The organism is Dysgonomonas sp. 216 (genome assembly GCF_010501065.1).
Lineage (GTDB): Bacteria > Bacteroidota > Bacteroidia > Bacteroidales > Dysgonomonadaceae > QVMM01.
In genome coordinates, this window is record NZ_QVMM01000007.1 from 175,885 (window position 1) to 199,429 (window position 23,545).

Below are 23,545 nucleotides of genomic sequence, written 5' to 3' on the forward strand. Positions count from 1 at the left end.
ACAAAGGGAGGCTTTATTCGCCTCCCTTTGTCATTATTATCAGTTATAGACCGAAGAATTACTTTCCTATTTTCTTTTCAATATCTTTTGGCAGTGCATTTTTGTTTACAACAAAACTTATAGTTTTCAGCCGCACAAAAGCTTCGGACGCATACCATATGCCTGAATAATTACCGGTATCGCCCCACGAATTTTTAACCATATAATATTTTGCCCCATTCTGATCTTTAGCAATGCCATATATTTGCATTCCATGATCGTCGGTAGTCTCATAATTATCATATCCCGTTTGGCGCATTTCTTGCGTAACAACAGGTTCTTTCACAGGTCCCGATTCTACACGTTCTTTTAGCTTATTTACTTTTTCAGTAGCTCGCAAACCTAACCAATGAGCCTGATCGGTTCCTATATTTTCGGGAGCTTCTTCGTCCGGAACAACGGCTATTCCTTGTCTGCTAAAACCTGTTTCGCTCACATCTGTAGCCCAAGCTACTGTATACCCGTTTTCAATTGCATTATCAATAACCGACATCATTTCATCCAATGGCAGATTATACGATTCGGACCAGCGCCAATTGTCAGGCACTTCTATCGCAAATTTCGCATAGAACGGATAATGCGTGAACGAAGTAAACGAAAGGTAATTATCGGATTTTAAGCCCAACCATTCGGCAAAACTTTGAGGAGTATACGATTTTCCCTCATAAATAAAGCTTTCCGGTATTTTTCCCAGATATGCATCTAATATTCCGTTAAATCCCGCATACCAAGCAGTTGTAAGTCTTTTATTAGTATTTGCAATAACTCCTTTCAGATACCCTGACAACACGGCTTCCAGTTCGTTATGTTTATGAACTGTTTCGCCATAGTTAAGTCCTTTCATTTCGTTATCGGGCAATACCCCATACTCATCTATAGTTTCAATAACATCGGCAAAGGAACCTCCCTGAGCAAAATTAAGAAATCCTCCTAAGCGTACATATTTTTGAGCCTTATCGGCATAATTGCGGCGAACAATATACATCTCCGATAAATCGAATTCGCCCTTGCCTGAACGTAATATTTCAGACTCAAGGAATCCGACAGCCGAGAAACTCCAACACGTTCCACTGCTCGATTGATTTTTTACAGGAGTTATAGGGTTATCTTTTATAACCGTAAATTTATAGCCAACGTTTTCATTTACATCCTCACCTTTACTTACCACCGAAAAGAATAAAGCAGCAGACAAAATTATTATCTTCTTCATTTATAAATTGTTTTATATTTTCTTATAGTACAAAGTTATAAAACCATTTCGAACAAAAAGATATTTTGTATCTTTACTTAGAGAAATATAACTTCAACAAAAAAGGAATCAATTTATTTTTTAACATATTTTACCTTTCAGGAATGCAACATTTAAAATTATAATGCATCTAATCAGTATAACTTAAGTTTTAGCATCCGGAGGGAAAGAACGTTTTTTAATTTAATGAAAAAAATAAAGTTTACAACTTTAGCGTTTCTGGCAATAACAGCATTCGCTTTTTTATTCAGTTCGTGCGAATCAGACGAGAATTACTCTCGTTCGAATTATTGGAATGGAATAGCAACTGTTTATCCGGAGGAAAATGGCAATTTTTATTTAGTATTAGAGAATGCTAAATTAGGAATTAAGGAGTCAGATGTAAAAGATTATAATCCTATAGAAGGACAACGTGCTTTGGTACAGTTTTCTCTTTTGGAAAAAGACACTTCGAAGTATGACTTTTACATCAAGTTAGAAGCCATACAAGATGTTTTATCAAAGAAGATTATAGATTTAACATCTAGCAATGCGGAAGAATTGGGAGTTGATCCAATAAAGGTTTTATCCCTGCCATGGATAAGTGACAACTATTTAAATATCCATTATGGCTATAATGTAGGAGACAAACCTGTGGTTCATTTTATAAATCTTGTGCAAAACAAGCTAGAAGAATCTTCGATTGGCGATGGAGATGAGCCTATAAGATTAGAATTCAGGCATAACGCAAATGGTGATGGGGAGATTTCGGGGACAACCGGATATGTATCATTTGATTTATCGCCATTTCAGGTTGAAGATAAGGATTCGGTAAGTTTAAAAATTAAGGTGAAAGATTTCACAGAAGACAGGACATATAATATAAATTATAAATATAGATAGAATTAAGATTCTCCCAGAGACAAACAAATACAAAAACTAGAAACAAACCGGACAATTATGCTACCAAATATAAATAATATTTGATTATTACTTTTTGATTTTCCGGAAAGCGGGGTTCCTGTGAAGAAACCCCGCTTTTGTTTTATATTCAAAACAAAATGCAACCTCTTATTTCTACATATTTGTTAAGTGAACCTTAGAGTATTTGGTATTAAATAAGACTAAATAATTAGGCAATATGCTGTTTTCATATTTATATTTGTCTGCTGTTCTCCTAATCATATAATACTGTTTATAATTTATGAAGAAGTTAAAAATATTTTTGCTGTCATCAATTGTTCTAATAATAATATTAGTAACAGGAGGCTATTTTTATGTAGAATCAATAATCAGGACAGGATTTGATATTGAGGAAACTGCATATATAAAAATAGATAATCATAAAAACTACAGCGAGATCATCAGACAAATCAGAGATGTTGCAAAGGTTAAGAACATATCGAGTTTCGAGAAGGTGGCTAACTTTCTTGATTACCCTGTAAATATAAAAAGTGGACAATATGCTATTACTCCAGAAATGGATGTTTTAGAGGTTGTACATTTATTAAAAAGCGGAAAACAAACCCCGGTTAAATTAACGTTCAACAATATACGTTTGAAAACAGACTTAGCCGAGCGCATATCCGAACAGCTAATATTCTCTGAAGAAGATTTGCTTTCGGCATTAAACAATCCTTCGATATGCGAGAAATATGGTTTTAATACCGAAACAATAGGTTGTATGTTTATTCCTAATACCTACGAATTTTATTGGAATGTATCTCTTGATAAATTCCTCGATCGTATGTGTTTAGAATATAAAAAGTTTTGGAGTTCCGAACGTTTAGCAAAAGCCGAGAAACTCAACATGACGCCTATAGAGGTAAGCTCGTTGGCTGCTATTGTTGAAGAAGAATGCTACTTTTCGGATGAATATCCTATAGTTGCCGGCTTATACATTAACCGATTAAAAAAAGGTATGAAGCTACAAGCCGATCCTACAGTAAAATATGCTGTTGGAGATTTCACAATAAAGCGTGTATTAAATAAACATTTAGAAGTAAATACTCCCTACAATACTTATATACATTACGGCTTGCCTCCCGGCCCTATCCGTATCCCATCGATTAAAGCAATAGACGGAGTGTTAAATTATAACCTAAACGATTATCTGTATATGTGTGCAAAAGAAGATTTCTCTGGTAGGCACAATTTTGCAAAAACACATGCACAGCACGAACGCAACAGAATTAAATATCAGGCAGAACTAAATCGGCGAAAGATATTTCAATAGGCTTTATCGTCTCCTCTGAATGTATTAAGTATAGTTACAGCAACTATTTTTATATCGAGCAAAAAAGTCCAGTTTTCGATATACCAAACATCGGCATGAAAGCGCGATTCCATTTGTTGTATTGTTTCTGTTTCGCCCCTAAAACCCGAAACTTGTGCCCATCCCGTAATTCCCGGTTTTATAAGATGCCGAAGCATAAATTTGTCGATAAGCTTTTCGTATAGCTGAGTTTGTTGTATCATGTGAGGGCGAGGACCCACAACCGACATATCGCCCAAGAAAACATTTATAAACTGAGGTATTTCGTCTATACTTGTTTTCCGCATAAAAGCCCCAATTCTGGTAACCCGAGGATCGGATTTTGTAGTAGCTTTGGTATGTGCCTCATTGTTTGGACGCATCGACCGAAACTTATAACAATCAAATACCTTCCCTTGCAGGCCTGTTCTTTGTTGCTTAAAAAACACAGGGCCTCTTGATGTTAATTTGATTATTGACCCGAAAACAATATATATTATCGGAAAAATAGTAATAAGTACGATAGATGAAAAAAAGACATCAAAAGCTCTTTTCAGAAGCCTGTTATATTGATGCTGTAACGGTTCTCGGCGAATCGCAATAATCGGGGTCGATTGTAATACACTTAAAACCAATTTCCGCTTCATATATTTATGAAATTCGGGAACAAGGTAAAAACGTATCATTCGGGTTTCCGCAAAATTTATAAGATTTAAGATTTTACTTTCTTTGTTATTAGGCAAAGTACAATACATTTCATCTATTTTATAGCGCGAACAGAATTCTTCAACATCGGCCAATGTTCCTCTATAATTTGGCATGGCATTTTTTTGCTTCAGGTCATCGTCAAAAAAGCCCAAAACCTTAAAGCCATACTCTATTGCAGACAACTCATTGTAAACACTTACGCCATTTCGCCCTCCGCCTATAATTATAACCGATTTGTAATTACCGCCTCTGCTACGATACGATTTGAGTGTAAACCTAAAGGTCATATGCCATAATGTATAAACCAGCGTTAGCGCAACATATATGCTGAGAAAATAACCCCATGAAAGATTCATCAGATTGAATAGCGACAATCCTGCTAATAGAACGATCATAAATACAGAAGTGAAAGAAATTGCATTCTGCACTATTTTATCGAAAAATATAATGTTCGATTCTAATCTTATACTGATAAAACTGGACGTAATAAAATATGACAAGTTGATAAGCAAAAATATTTCACCTACATGAGAAATATAGAAGTCATCGGTAATGTTGTGCTTCAAATACTCATATAGCACAAGGAAGAAGGTATTGACAACTACAATATCCCCCAACTTGATAAACCACTTTATCAGGTGCCCGTAAGCTTCTTTCCTTTGACCTATCTCCATGGCTCCCCTTTAAGGTTACAATCATTAATTTGCATTCTTTAGTTCAACAGATTTTCATCTGTCATTCTAAAGTTCCGCATATTTGTGTTTCTGGTTATACTCTTTTAATAAAAACAATAAAATAATTACCGTAAGCACAACACTCGGTAATATGGTCCACCACGAATCGGCAACCCCTATATTTTCTATTTTCTCATACTCGGGTTTTCCGTGGTACAACCAATATATAACAACAGCCGATGCATTGTTCAGAAAATGAACCAGTATCGGAATCCATATCGTTCGCGACCAAACAAATAAATAGCCCAACAAAGCACCCAGCAATAAGCGTGGAATAAATCCGTAAAATTGCATGTGTATAGCACTAAAAATGAAGGCTGTTATCCAAACTGATATATGATAATTATTGGTTATTTTATTAAATATTTGCTGCATAGCTCCCCTAAAAAACAGTTCTTCAGTCAGCGCCGCCATAACTGCAATAATGATGATATTTATAAAAAGAGTAGACATGGTATCGCCGGCCATCAACCGCTCCATCATAGCTGCGCTACTTTGTTCCATGCCTAACATCCACTTCTCTATGCCACTCATAAACGAGGGTAACTTCATTTGCTCGTTATAGTATGCTGTAAAGCTTATTATTGGTTGAATAATGAAGACTAACCCAATAGATATTAATACATATTTTACATCTACAGGTTTGTTTAGCTTCAAATAATTGGTAGTTTTATTATTAAACAGATAAGCACATAAAAGAGCAGGCATCAAAAAGATAAAAATCGTTGATAAAAACTGAGACAGGCGTAAATAATTAATAGACTCAGCTAAAGCCCCTACATTAGTAACGTCACCGGATTTTAAAGCAGCAACTAAGCCAATTACTCCAACAATCAGAATTGATACAATCAGTCCGAAAAAAGCAAACAAACACAAAAACAATAATTGTGTCCAACTGCTCATTCCCTGAAATGTGTTTCTTAAACTCATAGCAATTTAGTTTGACAGTCTTAATATGGTAATGCCATTACACCGAGACGAGGCGTCGCAATATTTTGCAAGCGAACGAGGCTCAATCACCACTTGTTTTCTCAGGCTCGATGCATGAATAAAAGTCAGAACTCCTTCTTCATTCCGGTAGGCAATTCCCAAATGCGAAAAATCCAAACCCGAAACAGAGGTCGATATTAAAACGATATCCCCATTCCGAATCTTATCATCAACTTCTTCTATCAACTGTTTATTTATAACGTAATATCCTCCTCTTTTATTGAGTTGGGCTTCTATTTTTTTTATTTTTTCCTGCAAAAATTTGTTTCCCGACAATTGTTTATAAGAATCAGGATGTGCTGACATAAAAGTTATCAATTTGTTTTCTAACCTGCCACCCAAGCTTTTACTTATATTATGTAAGACATTTTTTTGCTCCTTCTCATACATCCAATCCGAGGTATAGTGCAAACGTGAAGAATAATCGTCTATTACTCCGTTTCGGTAACGCGATTGCTGTAACAACCTGCAATAATTAGAAAATGATATATCTCCCGATTTTATTGTTTGAGATAAGACTATACAGTTTTCGACAAAAGTCATACAATCAAATTCATGCAAATTAACGGTCAATTGCTCTTTTTTCGAATGATCGAGTGTAGATCCAACATATGGTTTTCCTAAAAAATATTTTGCCGTTTTTACAACCAGAACATCCATTGGCTCGTCCTGATAAACAGCAAAAGAATCGGCATACGCAACAAAAATAGTTGAATCAATCGGCGAATAACTAACTTGTGCCTTCAACTCACTATTGCTAGCGTTCAATGCACAGAAAAAACATAAAAATATAAGAATAATCCTCATTAAATTAGCTCAATCCTTCAATTTGTCCATTAATAATATCAATATGGTTGGCTTGCGGAACTTTAGGTAATCCCGGCATTCGCAACATCGATCCGGCAACAGCCACAATAAATTCAGCTCCATTGTTCAAAATTATATCATTTATTGTAAATACAAAATCTTTTGCAACACCATATGCTTTTGGATCGTCAGAAAAAGAGTATTGGGTTTTAGCAACACATACAGGATACTTACTTAAACCAAGATTATTAATCTGAACTATCGATTTTTTTGCTTTAGCGCTAAATTCAACCGACGAAGCTCCGTAAACATGTTTTGCAATTTTTTCTATTTTATGTTCTATTGAATCATCTTCATCGTATGTAAATTTCACAGGTTGCGATGGTTTATTTTCAATTGTATTAACCACTAGTTCTGCTAAGGCTTTGGCTCCTTCCCCTCCTTCTCCGAAAGCCTCATTTACAGCAAAACCTACATTCTGATTTTCGCAATGCTGGCGAATAAGTTCTATTTCCTGCTCTGTGTCCGATGCATATCTATTAAAAGCTACAATCACACTTTGCCCGAAAGCCTTCATGTTTTCTATATGCTTATCTAAATTAGCAAAGCCCTTTTTCAAGCCCTCAATATTCTCTTTCTTTATGTCTTCAATAGGAACATCACCATGCATTTTCAGTCCTTGTGCAGTAGCCACAATAATTGTAAGCTTTGGATTCAGACCTGCTTTACGGCATTTTATATTGAAAAATTTCTCTGCACCCAAATCAGCGCCAAATCCGGCTTCGGTTACCACATAATCGGCATAACTCATTGCCATTTTTGTAGCAATAATAGAATTACAACCATGTGCGATATTGGCAAATGGACCTCCATGCACAATAGCAGGTGTATTTTCTGTTGTCTGCACCATATTGGGATTAATCGCATTTTTCAATAGTACTGTAATAGCGCCTGCAACGCCCAAGTCTTTTACGGTAAAAGGTTTCTGTTCGAAATCGTAACCAAGTATAATATTTTCGATGCGACGCCTTAAGTCTTCCATATTTTTTGAAAGACATAAGATAGCCATTATCTCCGAAGCAGGAGTTATATCGAAACCCGACTCGGCAGGAATTCCATTTGCCATACCATGCAGACCCGTTACAATATACCGCAGGCTGCGATCATTTACATCAAGAACACGTTTCCAGACAACCTCTCTAAGGGCTTTATCTGTCCCTCTGTTTTGATAAAGGTAATTATCTAATAACGCTGTTATCATATTGTGAGCACAGGTTATTGCATGAAAATCGCCTGTAAAATGAAGATTAATATCTTCCATAGGCAGTACTTGAGCATACCCACCCCCGGCGGCTCCACCTTTCATCCCGAAACAAGGGCCCAACGAAGGTTCCCGAAGTGCAACTACCGATTTTCTTCCGATCTTATTTAATCCTAATGACAAACCTATAGATACCGTTGTTTTTCCTATACCTGCTTTGGTTGGTGTTATAGCTGTAACTAATATAAGATTGCTTTTAGCTATTTTTGATTCGTCGATAAGTTCAAATGGAACTTTCGCCATAAATTTACCATAATGATATAAATCTGACTCCGAAATATCAATTTGTTTAGAAATCGCACTTATTGGATGTAGTTTTATGCTTCTTGCAATCTCAATATCTGTCATCATGCTGTTCAATTATAATTAAAATGTCATTAATGAGCTACAAAAATAAATAAACTTTGGAATGTTTTTGTTATAAGATTGTTTAAATAGTACAATACTAATTTTTATTTTTGTAAGAATATGCGAATAATGAAGTCAAAGCCCTTTTTTCTATTTATTTTTTTTTGCTTTATAGCACATTCTAAGGCTATTTTAATTGCTCAGAATCCAACTGTAGAAGTACGGGCTGTTTGGCTTTCTACCATGTGGGGACTTGATTGGCCTACTCAAAACATTTCGTCCGAAAAGCAAAAAGAAGAATTGTGCTCTATTTTGGATCGATTGAAAGCTTCTAACTTCAACACAGTATTTTTTCAGGCACGCCTCAGAGGAGACACCTTCTATTTTTCGGATATAGAACCGTTTAGTCGTTACGCTAACCAAAATTTCGATCCACTGGCATTCGCTATCGAAGAATGCCACAGAAGAGGATTGGAATGCCATGCATGGTTTGTTACTTATCCCTTAGGAAATAAAAAGCATGTAAGCTCACTCGGTCTAAAATCTGTTGTAAAGAAAAAGCCCGAAATATGTAAATTATATAATGGCGAATGGTACCTCGATCCCGGTAATCCGGAAACCCGGCAATATATACTGTCACTTGTTGATGAGATTGTAAAAAAATACGATATAGATGGTATTCACTTCGACTATATACGCTATCCTGAAAAAGCAAACCGATTTCCCGACAGCGACAATTACAAAAGATATGGAAAAGGCTTAACTATTGAGGATTGGCGACGCAATAATATTTCGATATTGGTTTCGGAGGTATATGATTCTGTAAAGAAAAACAAACCTTGGGTACAAGTAAGCAGTTCTCCAATAGGGTTATATAAAAACCTCGAATCAGGAGGTGGGGTTTGGACGGCATATTCTTCTGTTTTTCAGGATGCAGGCTTTTGGTTGAAGAACGGGAAACACGATGCTATTTATCCAATGATGTACTATAAGGATAATCTGTTTTACCCCTATCTCGAAGATTGGTTAAAAAACAGTAATGGCAGAATTGTAGCTCCCGGGCTGGGAGCATATCGATTACTTCCTGCAGAGCAAAACTGGACGAGTAAAGATATTACCGATCAGATTGACTTTTCGAGAAAAGTTCAATCATCGGGACAGGCATTTTTCCGTACAGCGAATGTTGTCGATAATTTAAAGGGATTGGGAACTTCTTTAAGCGAAAAGTATTATAAGCATCCGGCAAAACTTCCAGCTATGAGGTGGTTGAACAATTCCGCACCAAATTCGCCTGTTAATTTACAGGTATATTCCCCTCAAAAAGGAAAACTGATTCTTAGCTGGTTACCTTCTGATTCTACAATTGAGCAAAACTATACTGTTTATTACTCCGATTCGGAAGATATCGACATAAACGATCCTCGGAATATTCTTGTTACAGGCATAAGAAGCAACCAAATTACACTAAACATACAACATGGCGAGTATGGCCTATATTATACGGTTACAGCTTCCGACCGCTACCATAACGAGAGTGTAATATGCCCTTCGGCGTTTTTTTCCCATGCCGATTATTTAAAATAAATAAAAAACAGGAACCACATAAAGCCGTTCCTGTTCTGATATTTCGTGAAAATTTATTATTTACATTTTCGCTTCTTCTTTGACTTTCAAATCGATAGGATTTTTTACTTTGTCTTTTAGTAAGGCAATATCCAAAACTTCTTTTATATCGGAAACAAAATGGAATTTAAGCCCCTTCAAATACGAATCTTTAATTTCCTTTATATCCTTCTGATTTTCTTTACAAAGAATAATTTCCTTTATTCCGGCACGTTTAGCCGCCAATATCTTTTCGCGGATACCTCCTACTGGTAATACTTTGCCTCGGAGTGTTATTTCGCCGGTCATAGCTAAATTTGCCCTGACTTTACGTTGCGTAAATGCCGAAGCCAATGATGTAATCATCGTTATCCCTGCCGAAGGTCCGTCTTTTGGTATTGCTCCTTCGGGAACATGAAGATGTACATGCCAGTTCTCGAATGCTTTATCTTCGATACCCAGATATTGATTGTGTGAGCGTAAGTATTCGAGTGCCAGCATAGCCGACTCCTTCATAACATCGCCAAGATTACCGGTAAGAGTTAGTTTTCCACCTTTTCCTTTACTCAATGATGTTTCGATGAAAAGAATCTCTCCACCTACCGATGTCCAAGCCAAACCGGTAACAACTCCGGCATATTCGTTACCCTGATATTCGTCGCGCGAGAATTTTTGTTCACCCAGAAACTCCGGTAAATCCTGTATCTCAAGAGACTTGTTATAATTTGCTTTTGTTGCTACTTTTAAAGCCAACTTACGCATAACTTTAGCTAGTTCTTTATCAAGCGAACGCACACCCGACTCGCGGGTATAGCCATCTATTATCTTTTCGATAGTTTTCTTGGGTATCTCTAATGCATCGGGGCTCAATCCGTGATTTTCCAATTGTTTCGGAATCAAATGCCGGCGAGCAATTTCAACTTTTTCCTCAAGAATATAGCCACTAATATCTATTAACTCCATACGATCGAGCAAAGGCTGTGATATTGAAGAAATATTATTAGCTGTAGCAATGAACATGACTTTCGATAAATCGTAATCAATATTCAAATAATTATCATGGAATGTTGAATTCTGCTCGGGATCGAGAACTTCGAGCAATGCCGAAGCCGGATCTCCCCTGAAATCGTTTCCTATTTTATCTATTTCATCCAACACAAAAACAGGGTTCGACGAACCTGCTTTCAGCATATTCTGAATTATACGTCCCGGCATAGCGCCTATATAAGTACGCCTGTGACCACGAATTTCCGACTCATCATGTAATCCTCCGAACGAAACACGTACATACTTACGTCCTAAAGCTTCGGCTACAGATTTCCCCAACGATGTTTTACCAACCCCCGGAGGTCCGTAAAGGCATATAATAGGAGACTTAAGATCTCCTTTCAGTTTTAACACTGCCAAATGCTCTATTATACGCTCTTTTACTTTTTCAAGACCAAAGTGATCTCTGTCAAGAACTTTTTGGGCATGCTTCAAATTGAAGTTATCTTTAGTAAATTCGTTCCAAGGCAAATCAAGCACTGTCTGCAAATAAGAAAACTGTGTCGAATAGTCCGGCGACTGAGGATGCAGCCTCTCCAATTTTTTTATTTCGCGCTCTACAGCCTCGGCAACTTCCTTGCTCCACTTTTTACGTAATGCACGTTCTTTAAACTCATCAATATCTGCTTGCTGCGGATTACCTCCCAATTCGTCCTGAATAGTCCGAAGTTGTTGCTGTAAGAAATATTCTTTTTGCTGCTGATTGAGCTCTTCACGCGTCCTCATTTGAATGTTCATTTTCATTTCCATCATCTGAGTCTCACGGTTGAGTATCATCAACAAACGATACGCACGGTCTTTTTCGTTATCAATATTCAGTAATTCCTGCTTTTCGGCAGCAGCAATAGGCAAATTGGTACAACAATAATTAACAAGTATTGCAGTACTGTTCCGCGATTTTAGCTTCTGCACCAACTCGCGAGGAGGCTCACCAAACATACGCATCATATGCAAAGTAGCATCTCTGATAGAATCGAGTAATATTTCATACTCTTTATCGTCAGCCTCAGCCTTCGTCGAATCTATAATCGAATAAGTTCCTTTTAGATAAGGAGACTGTTGTGTTATAGAGTTTAATCTAAAACGCTTCTTCCCCTGAAAAATGACTGTTACATTTTCATCATCCGAAAGTTCAATAACGCGAATAACCTCGCCTATAACTCCTATATCGTACAAATCGTGAAGATCCGGATCTTCAGTTTCAGGGTTCCGCTGGCAAACCAGACCAATTAAAGCCTTTTTCTTTTTAAGGCTACGGATAGCACGCAGCGATTTTGTTCGCGCAACTGCTATCGGAAGGCTTGTTCCGGGGAAAATAATAGTATTCCTCAATGCCAGAATTGGAATTTCCGTACCCAAATCGCCTTCGTTTATGTTACAATCCTGTTCGTCTAAATCATCGGATATAATAGATATTACAGGCCCCGAATTATCTTCAAACCTTAGGATATCATTTTTTTCTTCTTCAAACATATTTTTTGCTTTTCTATTCTTTGTTGATTATGCAAATATAAATTACTTTGCATAGTTATTGCATGCAAAATTCATGCCATTTATAATAAGTATTGACACATTGTCTCTATCAACACAGTTGAATGCTCAACAAATGTAGCTAAAAGCAATACAAAAACTAAATATGAATGAAATAATAAGGAAAGATTACACGATACGCCCTTGGCAGATGTCAGATATCGAATCGTTAGCACGAAATGCCAATAATATAAACATTTGGAACAATGTCCGCGATTATTTTCCGCATCCATACGATGAAGAAGATGCCAAAAGCTTTATAAAAATGGCCTCGGGAAAGAACCCTATACAAGATTTCAGCATTGAGGTTAATGGCAAGGCAGTTGGTGGCATTGGCTATATACCGGGATTTGATGTTGAAAGAATAAACGCAGAGATAGGATACTGGCTGGGAGAGGAATATTGGAATAAAGGTATCATGGGAAATGCCATAAAAGATATGGTAGACTATATATTCGAGAATACCGATATTATCCGCCTGTTTGCCTCGGTTTTCGATTTCAATTTAGCATCTATGCAAGTTTTACAGAAAAACGGATTCAGGAAACTAACAATATTTAAGAACGCAGCTATAAAAAACAATAAAGTAATAGACTTGTACTATTACGAGCTTTTAAAAAGTAAATAACCTGAGAGTTTTCCAATGTCAAACCCGTATTTCAAATTCAAACAATTTACAGTATTTCACGATCGTTGCGCTATGAAAGTCGGCACCGACGGTGTTCTGTTAGGCTCTTGGGTTAATATGCATGATACAGATAAAATATTGGATGTTGGCACAGGTTCGGGACTTGTTGCTTTAATGCTGGCGCAACGCAACAGGCTCGCATTGATTGATGCCATTGAAATTGATTCAGAAGCAGCACAGCAAGCCCTTGACAACTTCGAAGCTTCATCTTTCTCTAATATCACTAGTTGTATAAACACTCCGTATCAGACATTTGCCAAAGTAACAACAAACAAATACAATCTGATAGTTTCCAATCCTCCATTTTTCAGTAGGTCGCTAAAATCGCCAAACGAAAAGCGAAGTACGGCACGTCATACCGACAGTTTGTTTATCGAAGATTTTATTTGCTTGTCCCAAAAGTTACTAACTGATAACGGGCGAATATCTTTCATATTTCCGTACAGCGAATTAGAGTATCTGGAGGAAATAGCCAAAAAGAATACCCTATCGGTTTCGAGATTAACTAAAGTATATCCTACTCCATCAGGCGAAGCGAAACGTATCTTGATAGAACTATCGGTAAATAATTGCGAAAGGCATACCGACAGTCTGATAATTGAGACAGAGCGTCATGTATATTCTCCCGCATTTGCAGACTTGGTTAAGGATTTTTATCTAAAGATGTAATTTTCAAAGTGTAAATAAAGCTATCTTTGCTTTTGTACAAACGTTTTTGCACAATGAAGGAACTCCGCCGGAATACACAAGCTAAATATTTACTATTTGCTTTTACATGCATTTGCATGTTTTTATCGTCGTGTGGATCTAAGAAAAGTGTTGTATACAACCCGGCGCAAGTAAAACAATTGTCTAATAAAATGGGCATCTCAATCCAAAATAACGATCCTCATATTCCACTTTATGCCGAAGTTTCGATGTGGTTAGGTGTGCCCTACCGCTATGCAGGAACGAACGAAAGGGGCATCGATTGTTCGGGGTTGGTGTATAGAGTGTATCAGAACCTGTATAAGAAAAAAGTTTCTCGCTCGTCTGCCGGATTAGCTAAAGAAACACGATCTGTATCAAAGAATAATTTACTCCCCGGCGATCTTGTATTTTTTGCCACAACATCCAATAAAAAGAAAATATCGCACGTAGGCATCTATCTCAAAGACGGATACTTCGCACACTCCTCAACAAGAAGAGGCGTAATAATAAGCCATCTCGATGAAAACTACTACAAACAGAGGTGGAAAACGGGGGGCAGGCTTAAATAATCATAATTGTTGGGGTTGTTTCATTTATCCCTATAATTATTGTACCTTTGCAGCCTCAAAAATAATTTATGCAAAATATTAGAAACATTGCGATCATTGCGCACGTCGATCACGGCAAAACAACTCTTGTTGATAAGATGCTACTTGCCGGACAACTTTTCAGAGACAACCAAAGTACAGGTGAATTAATACTCGACAATAACGATCTTGAACGCGAACGGGGGATAACAATCCTTTCGAAAAACGTATCGATAAACTATAAGGGTACTAAAATCAACATCATAGACACTCCAGGCCACGCCGACTTTGGAGGCGAAGTGGAACGGGTGCTTAACATGGCAGACGGTTGTTTGCTGTTAGTCGATGCTTTTGAAGGGCCAATGCCCCAAACGCGCTTTGTGTTACAAAAAGCGATACAAATAGGGCTTAAACCTATTGTTGTTATAAATAAGGTAGATAAACCGAACTGTCGCCCTGAAGAGGTACAGGAAATGGTGTTCGACCTCATGTTCAGCCTAGAGGCTACAGAAGAACAATTGGATTTTCCTACAATATACGGATCGGCAAAACAAGGATGGATGTGCGAAGGCGATTGGAAAAGCCCAACGCAAGACATCACTCCACTACTCGATGCTATTGTAAAGTACATACCTGCTCCGCAGATTATGGAAGGAACTCCGCAAATGCTGATAACCTCCCTCGATTTTTCGAAATATGTAGGTCGTATTGCTGTAGGACGCATACACAGAGGCGAATTGAATGAAAACCAAGATGTAATGCTTTGCAAACGCGACGGAGCTCAAGTCAAAACCCGTATAAAAGAACTCAATGTATTCGAAGGGCTTGGTAGGGTAAAAGTTGGCAATGTGAAATGTGGCGATATTTGTGCACTGATAGGCATTGATGGTTTTGAAATTGGTGACACTATAGCCGATTTTGAGAATCCCGAGCCACTACCACCAATTGATATTGACGAGCCAACTATGTCGATGATGTTTACTATTAACGACTCTCCTTTCTTTGGTAAGGACGGAAAGTTTGTTACATCGCGCCATATATACGACCGTTTGGTTAAAGAACTTGATAAAAATCTTGCGTTAAGACTGGAAGAGACAGACTCGGCCGACTCGTGGATTGTATACGGACGGGGAATACTGCACTTATCGGTACTTATAGAGACAATGCGCCGTGAAGGATACGAATTACAGGTAGGGCAACCTAAAGTTATAATAAAAGAGGTTGATGGCGTTAAATGCGAACCTGTCGAAAACCTTACTATAAACTTACCCGAAGAATACGCAAGTAAAATTATAGATATTGTTACCCGCCGAAAAGGCGAATTGATGATGATGGAGACAAAGAACGACCGCGTGTTCCTCGAATTCATTATTCCTTCGCGCGGTATTATCGGGCTTAACAATGCGGCATTGACCCTGTCGGCCGGAGAAGCTGTTATTGCTCACCGTTTCTTAGAGTTTCAACCGTGGAAAGGCGATATAGAAAAACGTCAGAACGGCTCAATAATTTCGAGCGAATCGGGCAATGCATTTGCCTATGCCTTGGATAAGTTACAGGACAGAGGACGCTTTTTTGTAGAACCTCAGACCGATATTTATATGGGGCAAATTGTTGGCGAACATACAAAAGAAGGCGACCTTGTTGTGAACCTGACCAAATCGAAAAAGCTGACAAACGTCAGGGCTTCAGGCACAGACGATAAGGTAAGGCTTGCTCCCGCAATTATATTCAGCCTCGAAGAAGCTCTTGAATATATAAAAGAAGACGAGTATGTTGAAGTAACGCCCAATGCCATAAGGCTACGAAAAATATATCTGGACGAAAACGACCGGAAGCGTATGGCGAAAAAATAATATAAAGAAGGAGATATTTCGAAAAAGGAATATCTCTTTTTTTTTTCAGAACATATATTGAGGTATTTGTAATAAGTTTTATATCCTGATAAGATAGAATAAATAGGTTTTATTATAAAAAAATGTTTTTTAATCTGCGCAATCACTTAATCTTCGATATATTTGTGATTAGTAAAAAAGAACATAAAATGAAAAGGAATATTGTATTATTAATTATCGCCGTATTTGTATCTGTGAATATTTTTGGACAGAGCACTTTATTAAAAAATATAACCTCCGGAAAATACAAACCTTCGGAATCAATAGACCTTATTTCGTCGGCAGATGGAGAATATTACTTTAAAGCTACAGATGCAAATTCGAAAATAGTGAAATACTCGTATAAAACAGGCGAAGAGGTTGAAACGGTATTCGATGCAAAAAAAGCAAGAGAATGCCCTTTCGATAAATTCGAAGGTTTTTTAATGAGCCCCGACGAAAAGCGCCTGTTGATATATATAAATTCCGAACGCATTTACAGGCATTCTTTTAAAGCCGATTACTACTATTATGATATTCGCCGGAATCATGTGCGTAAATTGACGGAGAACAAATCGAAGCAAATGGTTCCTGTTTTTTCAAAAAACGGACGTATGCTTGCTTATGTAGCTGACAATGATATTTGGCTAGCTAAGTTTGACTTTGAAACTGAGTCGCAAATAACAAAAGATGGAGAAGCTCGTAAAATCATTAATGGTGCTACCGATTGGGTATATGAAGAAGAATTTGGTGTTACATATCTGATGGATTTTTCGCACGACAACAGATTGTTAGCGTTTGTACGTTTCGATGAATCTGATGTTTCGGAGTTTTCTTTCCAATTTTTTGAAGGACAATTGTATCCGTCCCTCTTTTCGTTTAAATATCCGAAAGCCGGCGAGAAGAACTCGAAAGTATCGTGTAATGTATTTGATATAGAATCGAAAACCATCCGGAAAGTCGATATACCGGAAGCTGAAACCGAATATATTCCGAAAATAGAATTTGTGGATGATGTTCAACTTGCTGTTGTTACATTAAATCGCGATCAGAACAACTTTAATCTGTACTTCTCAAATACACGTTCTACTGTTTCGAAACTTATACTGAATGAAAAAAATGAAAGATATGTAAACTTTGTATTGTTATCTACCATATTTTTCCTGCCCGATCAGTTCATTTATTTAAGCGAAAAAGACGGATATTCACATATTTACAATTATTCGAATACCGGAGTATTGCGCAAACAACTTACTACAGGTAAATATGATGTCACAGCATTACTTTCGGTTGATCCTGAAAATAAGGTTGTATATTACGAGTCGGCAGAAGAAAGCCCACTAAAAAGGGCTATATACAGGGTAGATATAGAGAAAGGTAATAAAACTAAACTTTCGGCTCAGACCGGAACAAATACAGCACGATTCAGTAACGGTGGAAAATACTTTATAAATCAATGGTCGGATGCGAATACTCCCTCTGTTATCTCAGTTCACGAAGCCAAAGGCAAACAATTAAGAATAATTGACGACAATAAAAACCTGAGAGATGAACTGACAAAACTCAATTTGCCTAAAAAAGAATTTATTACGGTAAAGGCTGCCGATGGAACAGATCTTAATACTTATGTAATTAAGCCTGCAAACTTCGATGCCTCGCGTAAATACCCTTTGGTTATGTTGCAATATAGCGGCCCCGATTCTCAATTAGTTTTAGATCGTTTTTCTGCCGATTGGGAGTTATATCTGGCTTCGCAGGGCTTTGTAGTTGCTTGTGTTGACGGACGAGGAACAGGTGCCCGTGGCGAAGATTTCCGTAAGTGTACTTATATGAATATGGGAATTATTGAGTCGGACGATCAGATTGCTGCAGCAAGGTATTTCGCATCGCTTTCGTATATCGATGCAAACCGTATAGGAATATGGGGCTGGAGTTATGGCGGATACAATGCATTATTATGTATGAGCCGCAGCGATGTGTTTAAGGCCGGAGTTGCTATTGCTCCCGTAACCGATTGGCGTTTTTACGACTCGGTATACACCGAACGTTTTATGCGGACGCCACAACAAAATATGGCAGGTTACGAAAAAGGATCGCCTATTAACTATGCTTCGAGCCTGACAGGTAATCTATTGCTGATACACGGTTCAGCCGATGACAATGTGCATTATCAGAACACAATGGAATATGCTAAAGCGTTGGTAAATGCGAATAAACATTTCGATATGTTTACTTTTACCGATAAAGAACATTCTATTCTTGGTGCACAAAGTAGAGAATACCTTTATACCAAGGTTGTAAACTTCTTTTCGAAGAATATGTAAACTAACTTTATGGCTCACGTAAAAAAGCCCGATTGGTTGAGGGTACGATTAGGAGGAAACGCTAAATTTTCGGAAACAAAGAATATAGTTGAATCTCATTGTTTGCATACCATTTGTGCCAGCGGACGTTGCCCCAATATGGGCGAATGTTGGGAAAAAGGAACAGCTACATTTATGATATCCGGCGATATTTGCACACGTTCCTGTCGTTTTTGCAACACAAAAACGGGAAAACCGATGGCTTTGAATGTAAACGAACCGGAAAATGTTGCCCGTTCAATTGCTTTGATGAAGCTTAAGCATGCAGTAATAACTTCGGTGGACAGAGACGACCTCCCCGATTTAGGTGCAGAGCATTGGGTAAATACGATTAATAAAATAAAAGAAATAAATCCTCTGACTACATTGGAGGTGCTTATTCCCGATTTTCAAGGAAGACCGGAACTTATTGATAAAGTTTGCAATGCATTGCCCGATGTCATTTCGCATAATATGGAGACGGTTAGGCGTTTAACTCCTGATGTTCGGAGTGCGGCGAAATACGATACCAGCCTCTCGGTATTAAAACGTATATCAGAAAATGGATGCAGGGCAAAATCAGGAGTAATGCTCGGCTTAGGAGAAACATTTAACGAAATAATAGAACTTATGCACGATTTGTTATCGGTTAATTGTCGTATTCTTACCATAGGACAATATCTACAGCCTTCGCGCAAGCATTTGCCTGTTTCGGAATACATTGCACCCGAGGTGTTCGACAATTTGAAAGAAGCAGCTTTAAATAAAGGATTCGAGCATGTTGAAAGTGGTCCTTTAGTAAGGTCTTCATATCATGCAGAAAAAATAATGAACGAAAAAGATTGAGAATATTTAAATATTGTTTGCGAGTAAAGTTTCGTTGCTTAGGCTTTCATCTATTAATAGCACAGTGTTTTTCAAATATTCATATTCCAGTTGAAAACATTCGCTAAACTTACTATCGTCACCAAAATCGTCTTCTATCTGTTTTACTGTCCAGAATTTACCTTTTAGCATATTTGCGTCTATTTCGGCCTCGTCCGATATTCTTGAAACAAACAGGAAAATAAGTCTTTTGGTATAGTCGTTCTCGTAAGTGTATTTCAACAGAAATTTAAACGGAAGTTCGCTACCTAAAGTGTTTACAATACTATTTCGTACCGAAAGGTTAATTTCATGATTGAATAACATATATTTTTCGAACGGATGGTCAAGGCTTCCGGGATCAAGAACATCATCCGCCGAGCGGTGTTTTAAGTATATCTTGCCATTGCAAACTAAAGCTACCCGCACCACAGGGTGCAGAAACTTGTTATTCATCTGCATGCTGACAGACCTTGCTATTTTCCCTGTAACTTCGCCTCGTCCGTTTACAATTGGTAGCCATTCTTCCCTCCTTAGCCTGTTTATCATTCTCCTTATTTTGGTATTCTCGTAAATGAGAAGCCCAATTATAAATGCTACAGGAACAAATACATATACAACAGGGTCGGTATCGTTGGTCAATACTTCACTGTCTTTTAAAAACTTATATATTAAAACAATAAATATATGAAGAGTAAAGGCATATTGAACAATTGCAGCCAGTTCGAAAAACTCGTTAAGGTAGGCTTTTTGGAAAGCACTTTGTTTTCGAAAAAAGCGTAAAACAATATATGACTTCGACAGGCGAACTACTAACAGGGTGCAGACTAATATTATTTCGGGGAATATTAAAAATATATTTCTGTTTATCGTTATATACTTCCCAAATATCATTAATACCGCAAGAGTAATAAGTAACGAAGCAAGTGTTATGAGAAATGTAACTCCTGTACGATGAGTTTTAGTTATTATCTTGATTCCCAACTCTGCTACAATAGTTAGCAAAAGCGAAAACGCTAAAGAATTTCCTAAATTCTCAGTAAATAGATACAATACTAGGTAAAGAACTAAAGGAGTTAATCCCCAGCATGGGTTCATCAAATATTCTTTTGGTCCGCGGTTAAGCATAAAGCAACACTTCCTGTTTACAACACATCGTATTTTTACATACGTGTATTAGTTTTTTCTCAAACTCTTATTTAAAATGCAATTATTAAACAAATATATAAAGAATTTGTTTAGTGAAGTTCATTATATCTTTTTAAAATAATTTTGGTTCGTTGTGATTTTTTTATCTTTATACCGACTAGTAGTATGTTAGAACAAATAAAAAGCGACTATATTATGTATTTTTTAGAGACAAAAAATGTTGTAAAAAAATATGCTGAACATTTAGCAATAAATAAAGTAAGTATAAAAGTTCCGCGGGGAAGTGTTTATGGATTATTGGGCCCTAACGGAGCCGGAAAAACCACTTTGATAAGGATTATTAATAGAATAACAGCCCCCGATAGTGGAGAAGTATATCTGAACGGAGAGCTGTCAACTTCTAAAGATATTTATAACATCGGTTATTTGCCTGAAGAGCGCGGTTTATACAAGAAGATGAAGGTTGGCGAACAAATTATGTTTTTGGCTCGATTGAAAGGACTTTCAAAAGAGGAAGCGCAAAAAAGAATGGACAAATGGATGGCTAAGTTCGACATTGTATCGTGGAAAGATAAGAAGGTAGAGGAATTATCGAAGGGCATGCAACAGAAAGTTCAGTTTATAATAACTGTAATACACGAACCGGAGTTATTGATTCTGGATGAGCCTTTCAGTGGTTTTGATCCTGTGAATGCCGATTTATTAAAAAACGAGATTCTCGAATTAAAGGAAAAAGGGAAAACCATAATATTATCTACTCATAACATGGGTTCGGTTGAAGCACTTTGCGATGAAATATCGTTAATAAACAAATCGCAAGTTGTTTTGCAAGGTAATGTATCGGAAATAAGGAACCGGTATAAACAAAATATTTTTGCGATAAAGATTGCAGGAAGTGGTTTTGATTTGCAGTCTACATTGTTCTCGTGTCTTTCGACTGAAGATAAAGATGGTTCCGAACTTGTCAGAATTCAAAAAAATGATGATTCTGTCCTAAACTCTGATATATTGAAAGAAGTTGCTGCAAAATATGAGATTTTGTCGTTTGAGGAAGAATTACCAACAATGAACGACATCTTTATCCGGACTGTAACTAATAATTGATAATCGAAAAATTTATATAGAATGAAAGCTTTAGGACTTATTATACAAAGAGAATACAATACAAGGATAAAGAAAAAATCATTTATTGTAATGACTCTCCTTATCCCTTTTCTTGTTGTGGCAATGTTATTCGTGCCAATGTGGTTATCAACAATTAAAGATTCGGAAGTAAAACGCATTGTAGTTATTGATGATACCGGAATGTATGCTGCACATTTACAATCTTCGGACTATTACAGTTTCGAAATTGTAATGGAAAAAAATGCTGCCGATATGCGGAACGATGTAGGGCAGGAATTATTCGGGATATTACAGATATCGGGCGATCTTAGTAAAGATCCACAGGCTGTAACATTTTATTCGGAGAAACAAGCGCCACACGATTTAATGATGTATGTAAACCGTACTCTTAACGATGTGGCAAAAAACTACAAATTAGAAGCTTTTACAAATAATGCAGGAATTGATGCCGAAACTATAAAATCGATTCGAGGAATTGTTGAGGCTAAAAATATTGTATCAGTAAACACAATACGTTGGGGTAAAGACGGAGAGGAGAAAGAAACATCGGGAGATTTGGCATCGGGCATCGGGATGGCATCTACTATGATTATGTATATGTTTATACTTATATACGGATCTATAGTAATGCAAGGTGTGATTGAGGAAAAAACAAACCGTATAGTTGAAGTTATGGTTTCCTCGGTACGTCCTTTCGATTTAATGATGGGTAAACTTATTGGTATAGGATTAACCGGATTTACACAATTACTCATTTGGGTTGTGATGGGTATTTTATTGTTTAATCTGAAAGACATTTTCTTTCCCGAACTTATACAAAGTGGCGGAGCTTCGGGGTATTTATCGTTACTATCTTCCGTAGAATGGGGAAATATCTTGTTATTCTTTCTTCTGTTTTTTGTTGGCGGATATTTTATTTATGCGTCATTGTTTGCTATGGTTGGTTCTGCTGTCGATAATCCGCAGGATTCGCAACAGTTTGTTATGCCCATAACCCTGATTTTTATTTTTGCGTTATATGCAGGCATTTACAGCGGCCAAAACCCCGATGGCCCCTTGGCTTTTTGGTGTTCGATGATTCCGTTAACGTCGCCAATTGTAATGATGGTACGTGTGCCTATGGGTATACCAATGTGGGAAATCCTTTTATCGTTAGGAATATTACTTGCTTCGGTTATATTAACAGTAAAATTTGCTGCTAAAATATACAGGGTAGGAATACTTATGTACGGGAAAAAGCCCGGATTGAAAGAATTATACAAATGGGCTAAATACAAGTAATTGTTTATGTTATATATTGCACGCTTAAGCATTGAGTCGGGTTGTAGATTTCTGAGAGTTTTTTATTAAAAGCTTTTTTTACTAAATCGGGCAGGATGGTTTTATATATGTAAAAAAACTATTACTTTTGCGTTGCATAATGGCGCGGTAGTTCAATGGATAGAATAGAAGTTTCCTAAACTTTAGATTCGGGTTCGATTCCCGGCCACGCTACTTCAAAGAGCAACTTTTTATAGTTGCTCTTTGTTGTTATAAGAAGTAAGGAAAAACGTCGGGGTATATTTATCTCTTATAAAGAAGCTCAACGCTTATTGCCTTGCGATTAAATCGCAAATTTGCG

At 37.1% G+C, this 23,545-nt stretch carries 18 protein-coding genes and 1 tRNA gene; 12 read left to right on the forward strand and 7 right to left on the reverse strand.

Translation table 11 applies throughout. The annotated features are described in order from the left end of the window. Window positions 1-58: 58 nt before the first annotated feature. The gene (locus D0T53_RS06100; protein ID WP_163266110.1) at window positions 59-1,249 is read right to left on the reverse strand and encodes an aminopeptidase C; all 1,191 of its coding nucleotides are present in this window, start codon (window positions 1,247-1,249) and stop codon (window positions 59-61) included. A gap of 225 nt (window positions 1,250-1,474) precedes the next feature. On the opposite strand from D0T53_RS06100, the gene D0T53_RS06105 reads away from it, so the two are divergent. Both D0T53_RS06105 and mltG read left to right on the forward strand, forming a co-directional pair. Continuing rightward, window positions 1,475-2,170 (forward strand): NigD-like protein, encoded by a 696-nt coding sequence (locus tag D0T53_RS06105; RefSeq protein WP_163266112.1) that lies wholly within the window; start codon window positions 1,475-1,477, stop codon window positions 2,168-2,170. 301 nt (window positions 2,171-2,471) lie between these two features. After that, the gene (mltG, locus tag D0T53_RS06110; RefSeq protein ID WP_163266114.1) at window positions 2,472-3,503 is read left to right on the forward strand and encodes an endolytic transglycosylase MltG; all 1,032 of its coding nucleotides are present in this window, start codon (window positions 2,472-2,474) and stop codon (window positions 3,501-3,503) included. On the opposite strand, the gene D0T53_RS06115 is transcribed toward mltG, so the two are convergent. From D0T53_RS06115 to D0T53_RS06130, 4 genes are all read right to left on the reverse strand, one after another. Then, window positions 3,497-4,903 carry an undecaprenyl-phosphate glucose phosphotransferase gene (locus D0T53_RS06115; protein ID WP_163266116.1) on the reverse strand — a complete coding sequence of 469 codons (1,407 nt, stop codon included), beginning with the start codon at window positions 4,901-4,903 and terminating at the stop codon, window positions 3,497-3,499. The two genes, mltG and D0T53_RS06115, sit on opposite strands and share 7 nt — an antisense overlap. A gap of 66 nt (window positions 4,904-4,969) precedes the next feature. Beyond that, on the reverse strand, window positions 4,970-5,893 hold the full coding sequence (locus D0T53_RS06120) for a CPBP family intramembrane glutamic endopeptidase (protein ID WP_163266118.1): 924 nt from the start codon (window positions 5,891-5,893) through the stop codon (window positions 4,970-4,972). Window positions 5,894-5,899: 6 nt separating this feature from the next. Then, window positions 5,900-6,721, reverse strand: a complete 822-nt coding sequence (locus D0T53_RS06125; protein WP_221411505.1) for an N-acetylmuramoyl-L-alanine amidase-like domain-containing protein — start codon at window positions 6,719-6,721, stop codon at window positions 5,900-5,902. 43 nt (window positions 6,722-6,764) lie between these two features. Next, on the reverse strand, window positions 6,765-8,432 hold the full coding sequence (locus D0T53_RS06130; RefSeq protein WP_163266122.1) for a formate--tetrahydrofolate ligase: 1,668 nt from the start codon (window positions 8,430-8,432) through the stop codon (window positions 6,765-6,767). Between the two features lie 126 nt (window positions 8,433-8,558). On the opposite strand from D0T53_RS06130, the gene D0T53_RS06135 reads away from it, so the two are divergent. Continuing rightward, a complete protein-coding gene (locus D0T53_RS06135; protein WP_163266124.1) occupies window positions 8,559-10,013 on the forward strand; it encodes a glycoside hydrolase family 10 protein in 1,455 nt (484 codons plus the stop codon). A gap of 60 nt (window positions 10,014-10,073) precedes the next feature. Here D0T53_RS06135 and lon read toward each other — a convergent pair whose 3' ends face one another. Next, window positions 10,074-12,551, reverse strand: a complete 2,478-nt coding sequence (gene lon / locus D0T53_RS06140) for an endopeptidase La (protein WP_163266126.1) — start codon at window positions 12,549-12,551, stop codon at window positions 10,074-10,076. A gap of 163 nt (window positions 12,552-12,714) precedes the next feature. On the opposite strand from lon, the gene D0T53_RS06145 reads away from it, so the two are divergent. The 6 genes from D0T53_RS06145 (at window position 12,715) to lipA (ending at window position 19,632) form a co-directional block, all read left to right on the forward strand. Next, a complete protein-coding gene (locus D0T53_RS06145; RefSeq protein ID WP_163266128.1) occupies window positions 12,715-13,236 on the forward strand; it encodes a GNAT family N-acetyltransferase in 522 nt (173 codons plus the stop codon). Between the two features lie 15 nt (window positions 13,237-13,251). Beyond that, the gene (locus D0T53_RS06150) at window positions 13,252-13,965 is read left to right on the forward strand and encodes a tRNA1(Val) (adenine(37)-N6)-methyltransferase (protein ID WP_163266130.1); all 714 of its coding nucleotides are present in this window, start codon (window positions 13,252-13,254) and stop codon (window positions 13,963-13,965) included. Window positions 13,966-14,018: 53 nt separating this feature from the next. Continuing rightward, complete coding sequence (locus tag D0T53_RS06155; protein WP_163266132.1) at window positions 14,019-14,555, forward strand: C40 family peptidase; 537 nt, start codon at window positions 14,019-14,021, stop codon at window positions 14,553-14,555. Window positions 14,556-14,623: 68 nt separating this feature from the next. Continuing rightward, window positions 14,624-16,426, forward strand: coding sequence for a translational GTPase TypA (typA, locus tag D0T53_RS06160; RefSeq protein WP_163266134.1), 1,803 nt, complete (start codon window positions 14,624-14,626; stop codon window positions 16,424-16,426). A 188-nt stretch (window positions 16,427-16,614) separates the two neighbouring features. Further along, window positions 16,615-18,768, forward strand: a complete 2,154-nt coding sequence (locus D0T53_RS06165) for a S9 family peptidase (protein ID WP_163266136.1) — start codon at window positions 16,615-16,617, stop codon at window positions 18,766-18,768. Window positions 18,769-18,777: 9 nt separating this feature from the next. Beyond that, entirely contained in the window at window positions 18,778-19,632 is an 855-nt protein-coding gene (gene lipA, locus D0T53_RS06170) for a lipoyl synthase (protein WP_163266138.1), read from the forward strand. A 6-nt stretch (window positions 19,633-19,638) separates the two neighbouring features. Here the strand turns inward: lipA and D0T53_RS06175 are convergent, their stop codons facing one another. Next, on the reverse strand, window positions 19,639-20,778 hold the full coding sequence (locus tag D0T53_RS06175) for a hypothetical protein (protein WP_163266140.1): 1,140 nt from the start codon (window positions 20,776-20,778) through the stop codon (window positions 19,639-19,641). 216 nt (window positions 20,779-20,994) lie between these two features. Between D0T53_RS06175 and D0T53_RS06180 the strand changes: the two genes are divergently transcribed. The 3 genes from D0T53_RS06180 to D0T53_RS06190 all read left to right on the forward strand — a co-directional run bounded on the left by D0T53_RS06180 (window position 20,995) and on the right by D0T53_RS06190 (window position 23,418). Beyond that, a complete protein-coding gene (locus D0T53_RS06180) occupies window positions 20,995-21,903 on the forward strand; it encodes an ABC transporter ATP-binding protein (protein ID WP_163266174.1) in 909 nt (302 codons plus the stop codon). A 21-nt stretch (window positions 21,904-21,924) separates the two neighbouring features. Further along, the gene (locus D0T53_RS06185) at window positions 21,925-23,205 is read left to right on the forward strand and encodes an ABC transporter permease (RefSeq protein ID WP_163266142.1); all 1,281 of its coding nucleotides are present in this window, start codon (window positions 21,925-21,927) and stop codon (window positions 23,203-23,205) included. Window positions 23,206-23,346: 141 nt separating this feature from the next. Beyond that, a tRNA-Arg gene (locus tag D0T53_RS06190) sits at window positions 23,347-23,418 on the forward strand. Window positions 23,419-23,545 lie beyond the last annotated feature (127 nt).

Bases quoted from the DNA above. Each gene is read 5' to 3' on its own strand.
- D0T53_RS06100 (WP_163266110.1), bottom strand. From the start codon at position 1,249: ATGAAGAAGATAATAATTTTGTCTGCTGCTTTATTCTTTTCGGTGGTA.
- D0T53_RS06105 (WP_163266112.1), top strand. From the start codon at position 1,475: ATGAAAAAAATAAAGTTTACAACTTTAGCGTTTCTGGCAATAACAGCA.
- mltG (WP_163266114.1), top strand. From the start codon at position 2,472: ATGAAGAAGTTAAAAATATTTTTGCTGTCATCAATTGTTCTAATAATA.
- D0T53_RS06115 (WP_163266116.1), bottom strand. From the start codon at position 4,903: ATGGAGATAGGTCAAAGGAAAGAAGCTTACGGGCACCTGATAAAGTGG.
- D0T53_RS06120 (WP_163266118.1), bottom strand. From the start codon at position 5,893: ATGAGTTTAAGAAACACATTTCAGGGAATGAGCAGTTGGACACAATTA.
- D0T53_RS06130 (WP_163266122.1), bottom strand. From the start codon at position 8,432: ATGATGACAGATATTGAGATTGCAAGAAGCATAAAACTACATCCAATA.
- D0T53_RS06135 (WP_163266124.1), top strand. From the start codon at position 8,559: ATGAAGTCAAAGCCCTTTTTTCTATTTATTTTTTTTTGCTTTATAGCA.
- lon (WP_163266126.1), bottom strand. From the start codon at position 12,551: ATGTTTGAAGAAGAAAAAAATGATATCCTAAGGTTTGAAGATAATTCG.
- D0T53_RS06145 (WP_163266128.1), top strand. From the start codon at position 12,715: ATGAATGAAATAATAAGGAAAGATTACACGATACGCCCTTGGCAGATG.
- D0T53_RS06150 (WP_163266130.1), top strand. From the start codon at position 13,252: ATGTCAAACCCGTATTTCAAATTCAAACAATTTACAGTATTTCACGAT.
- D0T53_RS06155 (WP_163266132.1), top strand. From the start codon at position 14,019: ATGAAGGAACTCCGCCGGAATACACAAGCTAAATATTTACTATTTGCT.
- typA (WP_163266134.1), top strand. From the start codon at position 14,624: ATGCAAAATATTAGAAACATTGCGATCATTGCGCACGTCGATCACGGC.
- D0T53_RS06165 (WP_163266136.1), top strand. From the start codon at position 16,615: ATGAAAAGGAATATTGTATTATTAATTATCGCCGTATTTGTATCTGTG.
- lipA (WP_163266138.1), top strand. From the start codon at position 18,778: ATGGCTCACGTAAAAAAGCCCGATTGGTTGAGGGTACGATTAGGAGGA.
- D0T53_RS06175 (WP_163266140.1), bottom strand. From the start codon at position 20,778: ATGCTTAACCGCGGACCAAAAGAATATTTGATGAACCCATGCTGGGGA.
- D0T53_RS06180 (WP_163266174.1), top strand. From the start codon at position 20,995: ATGTATTTTTTAGAGACAAAAAATGTTGTAAAAAAATATGCTGAACAT.
- D0T53_RS06185 (WP_163266142.1), top strand. From the start codon at position 21,925: ATGAAAGCTTTAGGACTTATTATACAAAGAGAATACAATACAAGGATA.